General features: G+C 59.7%; 12 protein-coding genes. 4 read left to right on the top strand and 8 right to left on the bottom strand.

The features are described from left to right. Window positions 1-149 precede the first annotated feature (149 nt). The 3 genes from HV670_RS12495 to HV670_RS12485 all read left to right on the top strand — a co-directional run bounded on the left by HV670_RS12495 (window position 150) and on the right by HV670_RS12485 (window position 5,120). Window positions 150-1,847 (top strand): long-chain fatty acid--CoA ligase, encoded by a 1,698-nt coding sequence (locus HV670_RS12495; RefSeq protein ID WP_175105097.1) that lies wholly within the window; start codon window positions 150-152, stop codon window positions 1,845-1,847. A 479-nt stretch (window positions 1,848-2,326) separates the two neighbouring features. Further along, entirely contained in the window at window positions 2,327-4,603 is a 2,277-nt protein-coding gene (gene katG / locus HV670_RS12490; protein ID WP_175105096.1) for a catalase/peroxidase HPI, read from the top strand. Between the two features lie 388 nt (window positions 4,604-4,991). After that, window positions 4,992-5,120 carry a low affinity iron permease family protein gene (locus tag HV670_RS12485; RefSeq protein ID WP_175105095.1) on the top strand — a complete coding sequence of 43 codons (129 nt, stop codon included), beginning with the start codon at window positions 4,992-4,994 and terminating at the stop codon, window positions 5,118-5,120. Here the strand turns inward: HV670_RS12485 and HV670_RS12480 are convergent. The 3 genes from HV670_RS12480 to HV670_RS12470 all read right to left on the bottom strand — a co-directional run bounded on the left by HV670_RS12480 (window position 5,089) and on the right by HV670_RS12470 (window position 9,690). After that, complete coding sequence (locus HV670_RS12480) at window positions 5,089-6,441, bottom strand: dicarboxylate/amino acid:cation symporter (RefSeq protein WP_175105094.1); 1,353 nt, start codon at window positions 6,439-6,441, stop codon at window positions 5,089-5,091. The genes HV670_RS12485 and HV670_RS12480 overlap by 32 nt on opposite strands. Window positions 6,442-6,709: 268 nt before the next feature. Next, complete coding sequence (locus HV670_RS12475) at window positions 6,710-8,521, bottom strand: L-lactate permease (protein ID WP_175105093.1); 1,812 nt, start codon at window positions 8,519-8,521, stop codon at window positions 6,710-6,712. A 422-nt stretch (window positions 8,522-8,943) separates the two neighbouring features. Next, on the bottom strand, window positions 8,944-9,690 hold the full coding sequence (locus HV670_RS12470; protein WP_175105092.1) for a Pr6Pr family membrane protein: 747 nt from the start codon (window positions 9,688-9,690) through the stop codon (window positions 8,944-8,946). 369 nt (window positions 9,691-10,059) lie between these two features. Here HV670_RS12470 and HV670_RS12465 point away from each other — a divergent pair, with 369 nt between their 5' ends. Then, a complete protein-coding gene (locus HV670_RS12465) occupies window positions 10,060-10,815 on the top strand; it encodes a hypothetical protein (RefSeq protein ID WP_246257289.1) in 756 nt (251 codons plus the stop codon). Window positions 10,816-10,976: 161 nt separating this feature from the next. Here the strand turns inward: HV670_RS12465 and HV670_RS12460 are convergent, their stop codons facing one another. The 5 genes from HV670_RS12460 to HV670_RS12440 all read right to left on the bottom strand — a co-directional run bounded on the left by HV670_RS12460 (window position 10,977) and on the right by HV670_RS12440 (window position 14,754). Beyond that, window positions 10,977-11,276, bottom strand: a complete 300-nt coding sequence (locus HV670_RS12460) for a DUF1634 domain-containing protein (protein ID WP_175105090.1) — start codon at window positions 11,274-11,276, stop codon at window positions 10,977-10,979. 23 nt (window positions 11,277-11,299) lie between these two features. Then, window positions 11,300-12,163 (bottom strand): sulfite exporter TauE/SafE family protein, encoded by an 864-nt coding sequence (locus HV670_RS12455; RefSeq protein ID WP_175105089.1) that lies wholly within the window; start codon window positions 12,161-12,163, stop codon window positions 11,300-11,302. 17 nt (window positions 12,164-12,180) lie between these two features. Next, complete coding sequence (locus HV670_RS12450; RefSeq protein ID WP_175105088.1) at window positions 12,181-12,927, bottom strand: GntR family transcriptional regulator; 747 nt, start codon at window positions 12,925-12,927, stop codon at window positions 12,181-12,183. 655 nt (window positions 12,928-13,582) lie between these two features. Next, a complete protein-coding gene (gene cynS, locus HV670_RS12445) occupies window positions 13,583-14,053 on the bottom strand; it encodes a cyanase (RefSeq protein WP_175105087.1) in 471 nt (156 codons plus the stop codon). Between the two features lie 41 nt (window positions 14,054-14,094). Then, window positions 14,095-14,754 (bottom strand): carbonic anhydrase, encoded by a 660-nt coding sequence (locus tag HV670_RS12440; protein WP_175105086.1) that lies wholly within the window; start codon window positions 14,752-14,754, stop codon window positions 14,095-14,097. Window positions 14,755-14,842 lie beyond the last annotated feature (88 nt).

Below are 14,842 nucleotides of genomic sequence, written 5' to 3'. Positions count from 1 at the left end.
GGGAACGTGAAGCAGGAAATATGAAGCGGGAAGTAAGACGAGCAGGGAAGACGACCACGGCCCAAAGCGAGGCGCGCGGCAACGCCATATCAAAGCAAACCCGAAGCCAAAGCAAGGCGTCAGCGCAACGCGCACAGTCTGGAGACGACATGTCATCCCTTCACCATAAGCACTGGCCGCCAGGACAGTCGCTCAGCCTGCCATTGCCGAACACCAGCCTGTCGTACAACGTCGAAGTATCGGCTACGCGTTTTCCCGACAAGCCCTTCATCATTTTCTACGACACGGCGCTCACGTACGGCGAGTTCAAGGACGAGTCGGAACGCATCGCGGGTTTTCTTCAACAGGACTGCGGCGTCAAGGCGGGTGACCGCGTACTGCTCTACATGCAGAACAGCCCTCAGTGGATCCTTGCGTACTACGGCATCCTCCGGGCGAACGCGGTCGTGGTGCCCGTGAACCCGATGAACCTGACGGACGAACTGCGTCATTTCGTCGACGACAGCCAGGCCGAGGTGGTGATCGTGCCGCAGGACCTCTATGCGCGGATTGCGCCGCTGGTCGGCGAGGGGCCGGAGCAGGGCATTCGCCGCGTGCTGGTGGCGGCCTATAGTGACTATCTGAAACAGCCCGTCGGCACTCCGCCGCCGCCGTTCGTGTCGGCCCCGCGTGAGTCGATCGCAGGTCCCGGCGTCACACTCTGGACCGATATGCTTGCGCTGCGGCGCGTGCCCGGACCTTCGACCGCCGGTCCCGACGATCTCTGCGTGATGCCCTATACGTCGGGCACGACGGGCAAACCGAAGGGATGCATGCACACGCATCGGAGCGTGATGGCGACGCTCGTCCACGGCGTCAACTGGTTCTGCAATTCGCAGCAGGGTGTGCATCTGTCCGTGCTGCCGCTCTTCCATGTCACGGGCATGCAGGGCGGCATGAACGGACCGCTCTACGTGGGCTCGACGATCGTCGTGATGCCGCGCTGGGACCGCGATGAGGCCGCGCGCAGTATCGGCCACTATGGGATCACCGCCTGGCAATGCATCTCGACCATGATGGTCGATTTCCTCTCGAATCCGCGGCTCGACGAATACGACCTGTCCACACTGAGTGGCGTGCGCGGCGGGGGGGCCGCGATGCCCGATGCGATTGTCGCTAAACTCAGGAATCTCACGGGACTCGAGTTCGTCGAGGGATACGGCATGTCGGAAACGATCGCCGCGACCCATATCAACCCGACCCATCGGCCGAAGGCGCAATGTCTCGGCATTCCGGTCTATGACGTCGATGCGCGAATCATCGATCCCGTTTCGCTCGTTGAACTCGCGCAGGGCGAGACTGGCGAGATCGTCGTGAACGGACCGCAGATCATGCGCGGCTACTGGCGCAATCCGCAGGCGACCCGGGAGGCTTTCATCGAGCTCGACGGCAAGCCCTTCCTGCGCACAGGTGATCTCGCGCGCATCGACGAAGACGGTTATTTCTTCATGATCGACCGGCTCAAGCGCATGATCAACGCCTCGGGTTACAAGGTGTGGCCGGCCGAGGTCGAGGCGCTGATGTACCGGCACCCCGCGATCCTGGAGGTCTGCGTGGTCGGCACGCCCGATCCGCGTCGTGGCGAATCCGTCAAGGCGCTCGTCGTGCTCCAGCCGTCGCAGGCGGGTAGCGTCACCGCGCAGGAGATACTCGACTGGTCACACGAGGTGATGGCTTCGTACAAGGCACCGCGCATCGTCGAGTTCGTGCCTTCTCTGCCGAAGTCGGCCACGGGCAAGATCCTGTGGCGACAGTTGCAGGAACTCGAGGCCGAGCGCGCCGCCGCTTGTGCTTCCACGGGAGAATAGAACTCGTGTAGCGCTCACCGCGCCTCGCTTGTGAGGCGCGGTGTACGGCGCGCCGGTGGCAAGCTGTCGTTCATGTCGTTCGGCGCGCATTTCGTCGAGGTGCGTTGGGACCCGGTATCCCGCACCTGCGCGTCGCGCGCGTGGTCAGCGCCAATCGCTTCCATTGATGATGCGGATAGTTTTTTGCTATCCAGTCGCGTACGGGCGACGGCCGCGCAATAGCACTGACCTATCGACGGCATTGCACGAAACTAATTCTGTTGCTTGTCTCTCGCGCATATATTTAGTTAGTTGGAGGTATGAACGCCGACGCGTGCGATGCTCGTCCGATTCAAGTTGGATTGCTTATCGAACCAGGACAATCGCGTAGCCGTGAGGGATGCTTGACAAATGAGCGCGCCGCCAGACACGAGGGCGTGAGATCGTCGATGCGCCAGTAATTGCTGGCGCGTGAATACGTATTCTCTAGGAGACAAGGCATGTCAAACGATGCAAAGTGCCCGTTCAGCCATACCGCCGGTGGCGGTACGACGAATCGCGATTGGTGGCCGAAGCAACTGCGGCTGGATCTGCTCAGCCAGCACTCCGGCAAGTCCAATCCGATGGACCAGGGCTTCAACTACGCCGAGGCGTTCGAAAGCCTCGACTTTGCTGCATTGAAGCAGGACCTCGGGGAGCTGATGACCAAGTCGCAGGAATGGTGGCCTGCGGACTTTGGCCACTATGGACCGCTGTTCATCCGCATGGCCTGGCACAGTGCCGGCACGTACCGCATCGCCGACGGCCGCGGTGGCGGCGGACGCGGCCAGCAGCGTTTCGCGCCACTCAACAGTTGGCCGGACAACGTGAGCCTCGACAAGGCCCGGCGCCTGCTCTGGCCGATCAAGCAAAAGTATGGTCAGAAGATTTCCTGGGCCGACCTGTTGATCCTCAGCGGAAACGTCGCGCTCGAAACCATGGGCTTCAAGACTTTCGGCTTCGGCGCCGGCCGCGAGGACACGTGGGAGCCGGATCTGGACGTCTATTGGGGCAACGAAAAGGCGTGGCTCGGCGGGGATGTCCGCTATGGCAAGGGCGCCGCCGCCAAGGGCGAGGCCGGCAACGAGGATGACCAGGGCGTGATCGTGGCCGACGAAGAGTTGCACGGTGAAGAGGAAAGCCGCACCGAGAGCGGGCGCAACCTCGAAACGCCCCTAGGCGCCGTGCAGATGGGGCTCATCTATGTCAACCCGGAGGGCCCGGAAGGCAATCCGGACCCGGTCGCAGCGGCCCATGATATCCGCGAGACCTTCGCGCGCATGGCCATGAACGACGAGGAAACCGTCGCGCTGATTGCTGGCGGCCACACGTTCGGCAAGACGCATGGCGCCGGTCCGTCCGACAACGTTGGCCCCGAACCCGAGGACGCCGATCTCGAGAACATGGGCCTCGGCTGGAAAAGCAGCTTCGGCACCGGCGTGGGCGCCGACACGATCACGAGCGGCCTGGAGGTCACCTGGAGCACAACGCCGACGAAGTGGGGCATGGGCTTCTTCGAGAATCTGTTCGGCCACGAATGGGAACTGACGAAGAGCCCCGCTGGCGCCAATCAATGGGTCGCCAAGGATTCCGCTGAAACGATCCCGCATGCTCACGATCCCTCGAAGAAGCTGCGGCCGACGATGCTCACCACCGACATTTCGCTTCGCCTTGATCCGGCCTACGAGAAGATCGCGCGGCGCTTCTGGGAGAAGCCCGACGAGTTCGCCGACGCCTTCGCCCGCGCCTGGTTCAAGCTGACGCACCGCGATATGGGACCGCGCCCGCGCTATCTCGGCCCGGAAGTGCCCACCGAGGAGCTGCTCTGGCAGGACCCGATTCCCGCGCTCGATCATCTCCTGGTCGATGACAACGACATCGCCTCGCTCAAGCAAAAGATCCTGGCGTCGGGGCTGTCGATCTCCGAGCTGGTATCGACTGCCTGGGCGTCGGCCTCCACCTTCCGCGGCTCGGACAAGCGCGGCGGCGCCAACGGCGCGCGCATTCGCCTCGCGCCGCAGAAGGACTGGGCGGCCAACGAGCCCGAGCAGCTCGCGAAGGTGCTGAAGGTCCTTGAAGGGATCCAGGGCGAATTCGACGGCGCACAGTCGGGCGCCAAGAAGATCTCGCTCGCCGATCTGATCGTGCTGGCCGGCGGTGCGGCCATCGAGCAGGCGGCGCAGAGGGCTGGCAGCAAGGTGACGGTGCCTTTCTCGCCGGGCCGCATGGACGCCTCGCAGGACCAGACCGACGTGGAATCCGTCGCGATGCTCGAACCGCTCGCCGACGGCTTCCGCAACTTCCTGAAGGGCACGTTCCGCGTTCCGGCCGAGGCTTTGCTGATAGACAAGGCGCAGTTGCTGACGCTGACCGCCCCCGAGATGACGGTGCTCGTCGGCGGCTTGCGCGCCCTGAACGTGCATACCGGGAAGAATGCGCGCGGCGTCTTCACCAACCGGCCGGAAACGCTTACCAACGACTTCTTCCGCAACATCCTCGACATGGGTACGGAATGGCAGGCGGTTTCATCGGCACGGGAGCTGTTCGAGGGACGTGATCGCAAGACGGGCGAGAAAAAGTGGACCGGCACCCGCGTCGATCTGAGCTTCGGTTCGCATGCGCAGCTCCGGGCCCTGTGCGAAGTCTATGCAAGCGAGGACGCGCAGGAGAAGTTCGTTCGTGACTTTGTCGCAGCCTGGGTCAAGGTGATGAACCTGGATCGGTTCGATCTGGCCTGAGTGAGTAGGTAGTCGCAAGGCGCCGTCAGGGTTCACGCTCTGACGGCGTCTTCATTTGGCCCTCAGCAACGCCGCCATTGGAGGCGACCCAACGGCTGCTGAACGGCAAGGCTAGGTCGCGAGGGGGTGTCTCAAGTCTTGGAGAAATTTTTGATGCCAGGGATTTTCTCGCCGCGCTCGATAGGGTGACGGTTTGCTATGACGACGTATCCAGCCCGATACTCAGGAGGAGGGAGGAGCTTGAGCAGCAATGACAAGGGTGCATAGTGTCGATCGCTTCATCGCGCGGGAAGCCCGTTGATCCTATCGAGGCCGGTCAGTTGAATCGAGCCAGGACGCTCGCCAAGCATCCTGGCCGCGAGTAGATGACCGGTAGCCCACCACCTTTGTGGTGGGCGTCGCCCTTGTGATTGTATGGGCGATCACCGGTCCGTTCTTTCGCTACAGCGACACAAGGCAACGCGTGATCGACACGTCGAAAGACCCTATACGTCATGCGATCGCGGTCCCGCCGTAGCGAGGGGCATCCTTTCGTCCGTACGGTCAAACACCATTTCCGGCTGGTCCGCCTCCTCCTGAGTCTCGCTATCCAGAACCCGACGCATTCTGGGTTTGTCCAGTTCGCCGGTCCACCTGGCGACCACCAATGTGGCCACAGCATTGCCGATGAAATTCGTCAACGCACGCGCTTCGGACATGAAGCGGTCGACACCAAGGATAAGCGCAAGACCTGCAACGGGTACATGTCCGACCGCAGACAGCGTTGCCGCAAGCACGATGAACCCGCTGCCCGTAACACCAGCAGCGCCTTTGGAGGTCAGCAGTAATACGGCTAGCAACGTGAGCTGATGCGTGAGGTCCAGCGGCGTATTTGTCGCCTGGGCGATAAAGACGGCAGCCAGTGTGAGGTAGATCGACGTGCCATCGAGATTGAAAGAGTATCCGGTAGGAATGACGAGTCCAACCACCGATTTCTTCGCACCAAGATTCTCCAGCTTCACCATGACGCGAGGCAGCGCTGCTTCCGATGAGGAGGTGCCAAGAACGATAAACAGTTCTTCCTTGAGGTACTTGATCAACTTCCACACGCTGAAACCATGGAACCGGGCAATCAGTCCCAGCACAACGAAGATGAAGAACAGGCAGGTCGCATAGAACGTGAGCATCAGCATCCCAAGCGAGAGTATGCTGCCGATGCCGTATTTGCCGATGGTAAAGGCCATCGCGCCAAAGGCGCCGATCGGCGCCACTTTCATGATGATGCCGACGATGCGGAAGAACACATGGGAGATCTTCTCGACAAAGTCGAATATCAGTGTGCCTCTACCGCCGAACGCGTGCAGCGCGAAGCCGAACAGGAGCGCGAACAACAGAACCTGAAGGATCTCGCCCTTGGCGAACGCGTCGACCACGGTCGAGGGGATAATGTTCATCAGGAATTCGGTCGTGCTCTCAATCTTCCGCCCGCTGGTGACCGTAGCCACTGCCTTCGCGTCCAGCGTCGTCGGGTCCACGTTCATGCCGGCGCCGGGCTGTATCACGTTGACGATCACCAATCCGACCACCAGCGCGATACCGCTGACGATCTCAAAGTAGAGCAAAGCCAATCCCCCGGTCTTGCCCACCTTCTTCATGTCTTCCATGCCGGCGACGCCGACGACCACGGTGCAGAAGATGATGGGGGCGATGATCATCTTGATCAGTTTGATGAATGCGTCGCCGAGCGGCTTCATCGCCTCGCCGGCGTGCGGGGCGAAAAATCCCAACGCAATACCGATGACGATCGCGACGATCACCTGAAAATAAAGTGACTTATAAAGCGGTTTGTGCGAAGCCATTTGAGCTCAAGGTAGTCACTTCAGTCGTCATTCAGAGCGTCGTTTGACACGACCCCTATGACGGCGGGCAAGCATCCCGGCACCGAGCTGTGGAGCGCAGCCGTGATACCTGTGCGGTTTGCGCAGATCGCGGGTAAGGCTGGCTTACCTGGCAAGCTGCGAATAGATTCTTACCAAAGCATTACGAAGGCTATGCTTCGCATCCGTCCGCGACAACCGGGCAAACCCGAGCGTGCACTGCAGCAAAGACCCTGGCTCAGTGCATTTATTAACCGGCGGGTGGTATCGGAATCATCCACGGGAAGACATACGCCTGCAGCATGGCGATCACACCGATCAGCGCCGCGCCAGCGATCGAGTGAAAGAACACAGTCCGGAAAATCGGTCCAAGCGCGAATGACCGCTCCTTCGGATCGTCGTAGCAGGCGGCGCACGCGACCATGATGGATTGGGCATCGATCATCTTGCCCATTACGCCGCCCGTCGAGTTTGTCGCGACGATCAGGATGGGGTTCAGGTTGAGTTGCTGCGCGGTGATGCGCTGCAGGCTGCCGAAGAGGGCGTTTGATGCCGTGTCGGAACCCGTCAGGAAGACTCCGAGCCAACCCAGGAACGCCGCGAAGAACGGATAGAGAACGCCGGCCCCCGTGAATGCAAGACCGAGGACTGCGTCGGTGCCTGAGTAGCGCGTCAGGAACCCCAAGCCCAGCACCTGGGCAATGACCAGCACCGGAATCTTCATCCTGCGCAGGGTCTGCATGAAGGCGTCCTTCCATTGCGTTGCGCTCAGCTTGAGTACGAGACCGGAAAGCACCGCTGCGATAAAAACGCCTGTGCCCGCGGCTGACAACCAGTTGATCGTGAATCGGGCCGCCTCCGCTTTCGCGTCGATGGGTACGACGGGCGGCATCCGTTGCACGAGGTTATGCAGCGCAGGCATGTCCCAGACAGGCAGCGAAAGCGAACCCTTGAACGGCGAGCCGAACATCGTCGTGGAAAATGTGATTCCGGCAAACAGGTTGTTAAGGAACTTCTTGAACTCCGGTACGCCCCACAGTGCACAACAGACGATCAGAATCACCCACGGCATCCACGCATAGGCGGTTTCGGCGGCCGAGTACTTGTACTTCCACTCGGTGCTTTCTGTCGTCGGTGTTGCCGTGCTCTTGCCCGCTCGCGCGAGTGCCTCACGTTCGGAGCGAAGCAGGAAGCGTGTCTTCGGGTGCCAGACGAAGCGCAGGAACAGCGCCGTGCAGACCACCGAAAAGACGCCCGATACCACGTCGGTCATCAGGTGGAGTGAGCTGCTCCCGGAAGCGTAGAACTGCATGAGCGCAAACGACCCACCCGCGCACAGCATCGCCGGCCAGACTTCGAAGATTTCCTTCCATGATCCCCCTTCCATCTTCACGAAGGTCGCGACCAGCCAGAAGGGCACGAGAACCGATATGAACGGCAACTGGTGGCCTGCCATCGTGGAAAGCGTGAGCTGATCGAGTTCGCTCACGGCCGCGAGTGTAACGATCGGCGTGCCGATCGCGCCCCAGGCGACGGGCGCAGTATTGGCGAGCAGATTCAGCACCGCTGACTGAAATGGCCTGAAGCCGAGGCCCACCATCACAGCCCCTGCGATCGCGACGGGTGTCCCGAATCCCGAGGTGCCTTCGATGATTGCGCCGAATGAGAAGGCGATCAATACGCACTGCAACCGCCGGTCGAATGAGATGTGGACGATCGACTCCTTGACGATCTCGAACTTTCCACTCACGACGCTCATCGTGTATAGGAACATTGCGGCCAACACGATCCAGATAATCCCCAGAAATCCGGAAAGGGAGCCGAGCGCAAAGGCCGAGACGGCCGTCGCCACCGGCATCCTGAAAACCAGACACGAGATAATGAAGGCGGCGATGACACCGAAAAAAGCCGCGTAGGGCGCCGAGATGCCCAAATGCACATTGCCCTGCGCATCGCGGTGGCGGTGCAAGGCAATGAAATAAAGCAGCGTCAGAATCGGGATCGCGGCAACGATCGTGGAAAGGAATGCATTGCCCAACGGGTTGTAGATCTGCTGGTACATGTTTTTCCTTATTGATCTTGGGATTCACACCTTGTTCGTAGTCCATTCGGGGCTTCACAGCCATCGGGAAACGTCGATAGCGCCGCAGCAACGCTAATTTTTTACCGATCTACGACGGACGTCTTGAGAGGTATAGCGGGCGTAGTCGTCGATTTCAAGTTTTGCGATTGCGAGGGTGCGTGTTTATGGCTCGAGACGTTTTCCGGAAAACCTCGGGCCGCCAAAAACCGGAGAAAAGTTTCGTTCCACCGTGCGGAAGTCAACATTCGACCAGGCGCGCGCGGTGTAGGAAAACCTGTCTTTGATCTTGATGAACGGGGCGCACGAGGGTCCCTCCAACGGTGCGCCGAAATCGCCCCGTCGTGTGATTACGCTCTCGGTCGGAGCTCGGTGGCTGCCCGTGCCACCCGTTGGTCACGAGTTCAGCGAAGGGTGCTCGATACGTTGCCGTCGGGCTGTTGGAAAGGATCGGCCGCAGGCGTCGGGCGTGGGCGACGATGGTTGATCGCTATAAAGACAGCCATCAAAAGGAAAAATCCGAACAGCAGTGACAGGCTATTGATAAGCACGCGCTCGTAACCGAGTGCGCCTACATCAATGAACGGATAAGGATAAAAATCGGTTTCGCTACCGCGCCAAAATGTGATTAAGAGATAGCAAAGCGGATAGACCAGCCAGAAGAGGGAATCGCGCAACAGGAGATGAAAGCGGGGGACAAACAGCAGCCAGTACAGCGCGCACAGCAGCGGTATGACCGTATGCATTAATTCGTTCAGCAGTGCGCGGTAGCCCGACGGCGTCCATAGATGGCGCAGCAGGGTGTTATAGGCGACGCCGACGAACACGACATAGACGACGACCGCGGTGAGCACCGTCGACTTGCGGAAAAAGCGCGCGGGTGCGAAGCGCACTCGCATGGCCACGCAAGAAAAACTGATCGCGACGGCGAGCATCGTGAGGTTCGTCAGGTAGCTGCTGAGCCGCTCGATACCGTCTATCACGCTCAGACCGCGCACCAGCATTCTGCCAATCGTAATGTCGCTCTGCGCGACAAAGGCCAACCATGCGAGAACCGCAATCAGCGCCGCCATGGGCACTGACGCGAAGCTCGGTGCAGGGAGCGGTAGTTCAGTCTGATTCGGCCCAGAATGAGCGGAGCGGTTTGGCATACCCGGAGTCCGGTTGATTGAAATCGAGTATAAGCCTGTCTGCTTTTCGGCGCATGAGTGTGGCGCCGCTGTCCTGAAAGGTACGCCTGTTGCTGCATACGTGCCGTTGGTTGGCGTGGGAACACCGGAGAGCATATCGTCGGTGAGGGAGAGCACTGCCTGTCATGCGAAAGCCGACGCTTCGGTCGGAAGCTGACATTCGCACAATGCTGAAACGACGAATCTCCGATAACTGCGATGGCCGATAACGCGGCGAATGTGACTGATGCGACAAACGGCTTCGGCGTATAGGGCCTAAAATTAAAAATGGTGCCGGTCCTTTTGTGTGGGGCGGCTCGCCTTATCTTCTTCTATCGACGGCAGGCGGCCATGAACACTCACAATGTGCGTTTCGTTCGCCCGGCGCTGGCCGCACTTTGCGGGGCTTCGCTCGCAACACTCGTCGCGTGTGGCGGAAGCGCCTGCTTCGGCCTCAACGGCTGTGGCGGCGGAAACGGGATGCCAAACGTCGCTCTATCCGGCACGGCAGCCATCGGCAAGGCGCTCGCCAGCGCGATGGTTACCTTCAGTTGTGCGTCGGGTTCGGGCTCCACTCTGTCAGACGGCGGTGGACACTACAGTATTACGTTCAACGCCACGCTTCCCTGCATCCTCGCTGTGAACTCCGGCAGCACGACCCTGCATTCGCTGGCATTTGCCGGCGGCACTTTCAATACGACACCCGAGACCGAACTGATGTTTGTCTACCTCGCTTCGCAACTTGGCACAAGCGAGACCAGCCTGATTGCGAGCTTCCCGAGCAACTCACAGTTCCAGCGGGTGCTGGGAAATCAGACCGATGTACTGGCTGCGCAATCGGCCGTCGTCACGAATTTGCAGCAGCACTATGCGGTCACACTGACGGCACCGGCGTTTCTGACGACGCCGTTTATCGTCGGGCAAGCAGGGGTCGACAGCGATCTCGGCGTGCTGGCGACAGCCGGCGCCATCGACGTCAATGGCATGCCCGATCCGGCTGCGGTCTCGCTGCTGTCCGCGGCGGGTCTCGCCCATCCGCTCACAACGACGTCCAAACCTACATCCGGCACTGGTGGCACGGGGAGCGCTGCCGGCGGCATGATGTGAACTGAGGCAGTTTGAGGCTGGCGTCATCAGGCAGAAGTCGGCCATATGCGGACCTCGGCATGTGCGGCAGATCCGTCATGGAACGTCTCAAACACCATCGACAACGGGCGCTTAACCAAAAAATGGAACAGTTTCGCGCTCCCCCATCGTATGACCGCAACTCACGATGCGCCGATCATCGATCCGGCAACCACAATCATCAGCACCAGTGCGGCAATCGCGCTGAAACGATAGTCGCGTTGATGCAGGAAAACACCCAGCATTAATATCAGACGCATGATCGGGAGGAGGATGAAGAGCGCAATTCCTACAGTGGTGATATGGGCACCGACAACAGCCGTTGCGGAGGGCCAACCGCGAGCCGATGGGCCCAGCAGCGTCATCGTGAGTCCTGCGGCGACCGTACTGGCGGCCACCAACGTGCCGTAATACAGTAGTCCGGCCAGCCACCGTTCAAGCATTGGCGCATTCGATGCCGCGCATCTCATGCCGAAACGCCGAAAAGGCGAATACCAAATGCCTCGAGCAGCATCTGCACCGCAAGGATCACGAGCACGACGACGAAAAGCACGCGCAATTTGTCGCTCGATACCCGCATGAGGACACGAGCCCCGAGCACCGCGCCCACGACTGATCCCAGCGCCACGGGCGCGGCAATCGCGGTCACGATTTCGCCGCGCACGAAGTAGACGCCAGCGCTTGCCGCCGCTGTCACTCCGATCATGAAATTCGACGTCGCGGAGGAAACCTTGATCGGCAGGCGCAATGCCGTATCCATTGCCGGGATCTTGAGGACGCCACTACCGATGCCAAGTAACGCTGAAATCAGTCCGGCGCCGTACATTAAGGACATGCCAAGCCCGACGCGATGCACGCGATATTCGATCTCGCGTCCGAGCGCATGATCCGGGTAGCGGGAATCCAGACATAACGATGAACTCCACGAATCGATGCTTGCGGCGGGGGCGGCAACGACAGGATCGGAACGCCTCGCAAGCATTTGCTGTGCTGACAGCATCAGGATCACGGCAAAAATGAAATAGAGCGCGGGTACTGGGACGAGACCGCTCATCACCACGCCAGATAATGCCCCCAGCGTCGTGGCGATTTCCAGAACAATGGCAAGCCGGACGTTGGTCAAACGACCACGAAGAAACGGTGCGGCGCCGCCGCAAGAACACGCGATGACCGAGACGATGCTGGCACCCACTGCGATATGAATATCGATGTGGCCGAACACGGTCAGGATGGGCACGATGAAAATGCCGCTCGCCATACCCAGCATTCCGCCTAGCGCACTAGCCCCAAGCGACACGGCAAACAGCCAGACTGCGTAGTCGGTATCCATGATGACCCCGCGCCGCCCTACCGGCCGTGCGGCTTGCGCCGAGTGAGGTGCGTCACGAACTGGATCTGGTCGCCGCGGTAATACAATTTTTCATAATCGATGGGACGGCCCTGCTCGCTGTACGACGTGCGTTCAATGAGAAAAATCGGACTGCCCGCCTTGATCTCAAGTGCTCGCGCGACAACCTTGTCTGCAGCGATCGCTTCAAGTCTGTACTCCGCCTCGATGAGTGGCGTATCGTACTTCTGCTCAAGCAACGAAAAGATCGGCTCGACCTCCAGGTCGTTCTCAATGATCTTCTCGCCGATGTCCTTCGGCAACCATGTCTCGTCGAACGATAGCGGTGTCCCATCAGCAATGCGTATGCGCTGAATGTGGACCACCGGTGCACCGGGCTCAAGCGAGAGCTTGTGAGCGACAGGATCGCTCGCGTTTTCAACTTGCTTGCCGATCAGCCGCGCTGTCGGATGGCGGCCATGCATGCGCATGTCCTCCACAAAGCCGCTCAGTTCAGTGAGTTCTTGTGTAAGGCGCGGTTGTGAAACAAATGTGCCCTTCCCGCGGCGGATTTCAATCAACCCTCGGCTAATGAGATTCTGCACGGTCTTCTGAAGGGTTGTCCGGCTTATCCCGAACGTCGACAGCAAGCTGGCTTCATTTGGCAGTTGCGTTCCCGGGGCGTAGGTCCCGTCGGCAATACTGGCCATTAGAGCGGCTTCCACTTGCGCGTAAAGGGGAAGTTGGCTGTCACGATTCGTACGCATGCCGACATCATGACGTCATGATGTCGGCATGTCAAATCGTAGCAACCGAAGAACGGTCGCGTCACTGACGGCTGGCGCCCCAATGATGGCCAGCCGGTCACCACGCCTTTTTCGACACCGCGCGGCCTTTGATAATCATATAGCCGTACAGTCTCGTTAGGATTTCTCGAAAGTCACTACGGAGCCGGCCATGAACTACTTTGTGATTCTTCACGGCGCGCACTGGCGCGACATCTCGCCCGATACATTCGACGCTCACAAAAAGTGCCCGAGTACAGCACTGTGCTTTGCGATAGCTTCGACACGTCGGGCTCGTTGATCGAACGTAACCAGGAAGCCGAGATGCGTTGTCGAGCGACCAAATTCACCGGCAACGACAGCCAGCAGCGGTTGCGAATAGTAAATATTGGCGATAACCAGGCCCGATGTAAGCGCGAACAGCCATGTCAGTTTGCGCGTTAGAGGTTGCCTTTTGGATTGCATATACTTTCCGTTTCCACTATAAATCAGGCAGAAAGAATGCGGATATTCATGACTCTCTCCATTGAGAATAAAAGTTTGACGAGTGCGTCTGAGACCTTTGTATTTTCAGTTGGAATATGTATGCCGAATCAATATGGGGAGTCCTTCCCGTAAGGACGACTCCCTGGCTTCCTCAGAACGGCTTGGTCGGCAGATATTTACCGTTGAGCGTGATGACGGCGCGCTTGCCGCCTTCGGGATCGTCGACCACCTGAATGTCCAGCTTGAAGTTAATCGCGCTGATGATGCCGTCGCCGAGTTTTTCGTGGACCAGTGCCTTCAGCGTCGAACCGTAAATCTGCACCATTTCATAGAAGCGGTAGATCGTCGGATCAGTCGGCACACCGCCCGGAATGCTGCCGCGTACCGGGATGGTTTGCAGCAGGCGAACCGCGTCTTCGCCCAGATCCAGCTTGTCGGCTACGACCTTCGCGGCGTCCGTGGGCAGCGGATGCTGGCCGAGCAGCGCGGCGGTGACAAAGGCGAGGCTCAAGCCGGTGCCTTCGTTGATCTGCTCGAACGTCAGATCCTTGCGAATTTTCGCGTCAATGATCGCGTCGGTCAGTGCTTGACGGGGGGCCTGGCTATATTGTGTTTGCGTCATGATGATGCTCCTTGAGATATGAAAAGTTGACAGCAGGGGGGTCAGGCAGCGAGGTTCAGTCGTGCTGGGGTTGCGCAAGCGCGCGGATGTTCTGCAAGAGAAACGAAGCGGTTCGTTGTGCCATCGAGCGTGTCGATCGAGCCGGTTTCGATGTCGTACACCCAGCCGTGCAGAGCCAGATGTCCTTGTTCGAGTGCGAGCCGTACAGAAGGATGAGTCTTGATGTTCGCGAGCTGGGCGATCACGTTTTCGCGGACCATCGAGTCGACCCGGTCATGTTCGCTCTTGTGCTCACGCGCCTCATTGACGACCTTCGCGGAATCCGCGTAATGCAGCCAATTGCGTACGGCCGGCATGTGGTCCATGCACTTGCAGGTGGCGATGGCTGTCATCGCGCCGCAATCGGAGTGACCGCAGATCACCACGTCGGTGACGCCGAGTGCGGCGACCGCGTATTCGACCGTGGCAGTCACGCCGCCCGGTTCTGGGCCGTACGACGGCACGATGTTGCCGGCGTTGCGGATCACGAACAGGTCGCCCGGCTCGCGCTGCGTGACAAGTTCCGGAACGAGCCGGCTATCCGAGCACGAGATGAACAAAGTCCGCGGGTGCTGGCTCGTGGCCAGTTGCTTGAAAAGCTCGGAGCGCTGCGGAAACGCGTCGCGCTGGAACTTCAGGAAGCCGTTGATGATTTCTTGCATGTTTCGCTCCATCTGGGTGTTGGTTGAGAACCGATGGACGAAGAATGCGCCGGCCGAACCATAGCGTCCAAGACCGGTTTATGATTGC

The sequence above is a fragment of the Pararobbsia alpina genome, from assembly GCF_902859895.1.
GTDB lineage: Bacteria > Pseudomonadota > Gammaproteobacteria > Burkholderiales > Burkholderiaceae > Pararobbsia > Pararobbsia alpina.
The sequence above is the reverse complement of the archived record's forward strand: the minus strand, read 5'-3'. Positions and strand labels throughout refer to the sequence as shown.

Coding starts and splice junctions, on each gene's coding strand:
- HV670_RS12495 (WP_175105097.1), top strand. CDS start 150: ATGTCATCCCTTCACCATAAGCACTGGCCGCCAGGACAGTCGCTCAGC.
- HV670_RS12470 (WP_175105092.1), bottom strand. CDS start 9,690: ATGCCAAACCGCTCCGCTCATTCTGGGCCGAATCAGACTGAACTACCG.
- HV670_RS12455 (WP_175105089.1), bottom strand. CDS start 12,163: ATGGATACCGACTACGCAGTCTGGCTGTTTGCCGTGTCGCTTGGGGCT.
- HV670_RS12465 (WP_246257289.1), top strand. CDS start 10,060: ATGAACACTCACAATGTGCGTTTCGTTCGCCCGGCGCTGGCCGCACTT.
- katG (WP_175105096.1), top strand. CDS start 2,327: ATGTCAAACGATGCAAAGTGCCCGTTCAGCCATACCGCCGGTGGCGGT.
- cynS (WP_175105087.1), bottom strand. CDS start 14,053: ATGACGCAAACACAATATAGCCAGGCCCCCCGTCAAGCACTGACCGAC.
- HV670_RS12480 (WP_175105094.1), bottom strand. CDS start 6,441: ATGGCTTCGCACAAACCGCTTTATAAGTCACTTTATTTTCAGGTGATC.
- HV670_RS12460 (WP_175105090.1), bottom strand. CDS start 11,276: ATGCTTGAACGGTGGCTGGCCGGACTACTGTATTACGGCACGTTGGTG.
- HV670_RS12475 (WP_175105093.1), bottom strand. CDS start 8,521: ATGTACCAGCAGATCTACAACCCGTTGGGCAATGCATTCCTTTCCACG.
- HV670_RS12440 (WP_175105086.1), bottom strand. CDS start 14,754: ATGCAAGAAATCATCAACGGCTTCCTGAAGTTCCAGCGCGACGCGTTT.
- HV670_RS12450 (WP_175105088.1), bottom strand. CDS start 12,927: ATGCGTACGAATCGTGACAGCCAACTTCCCCTTTACGCGCAAGTGGAA.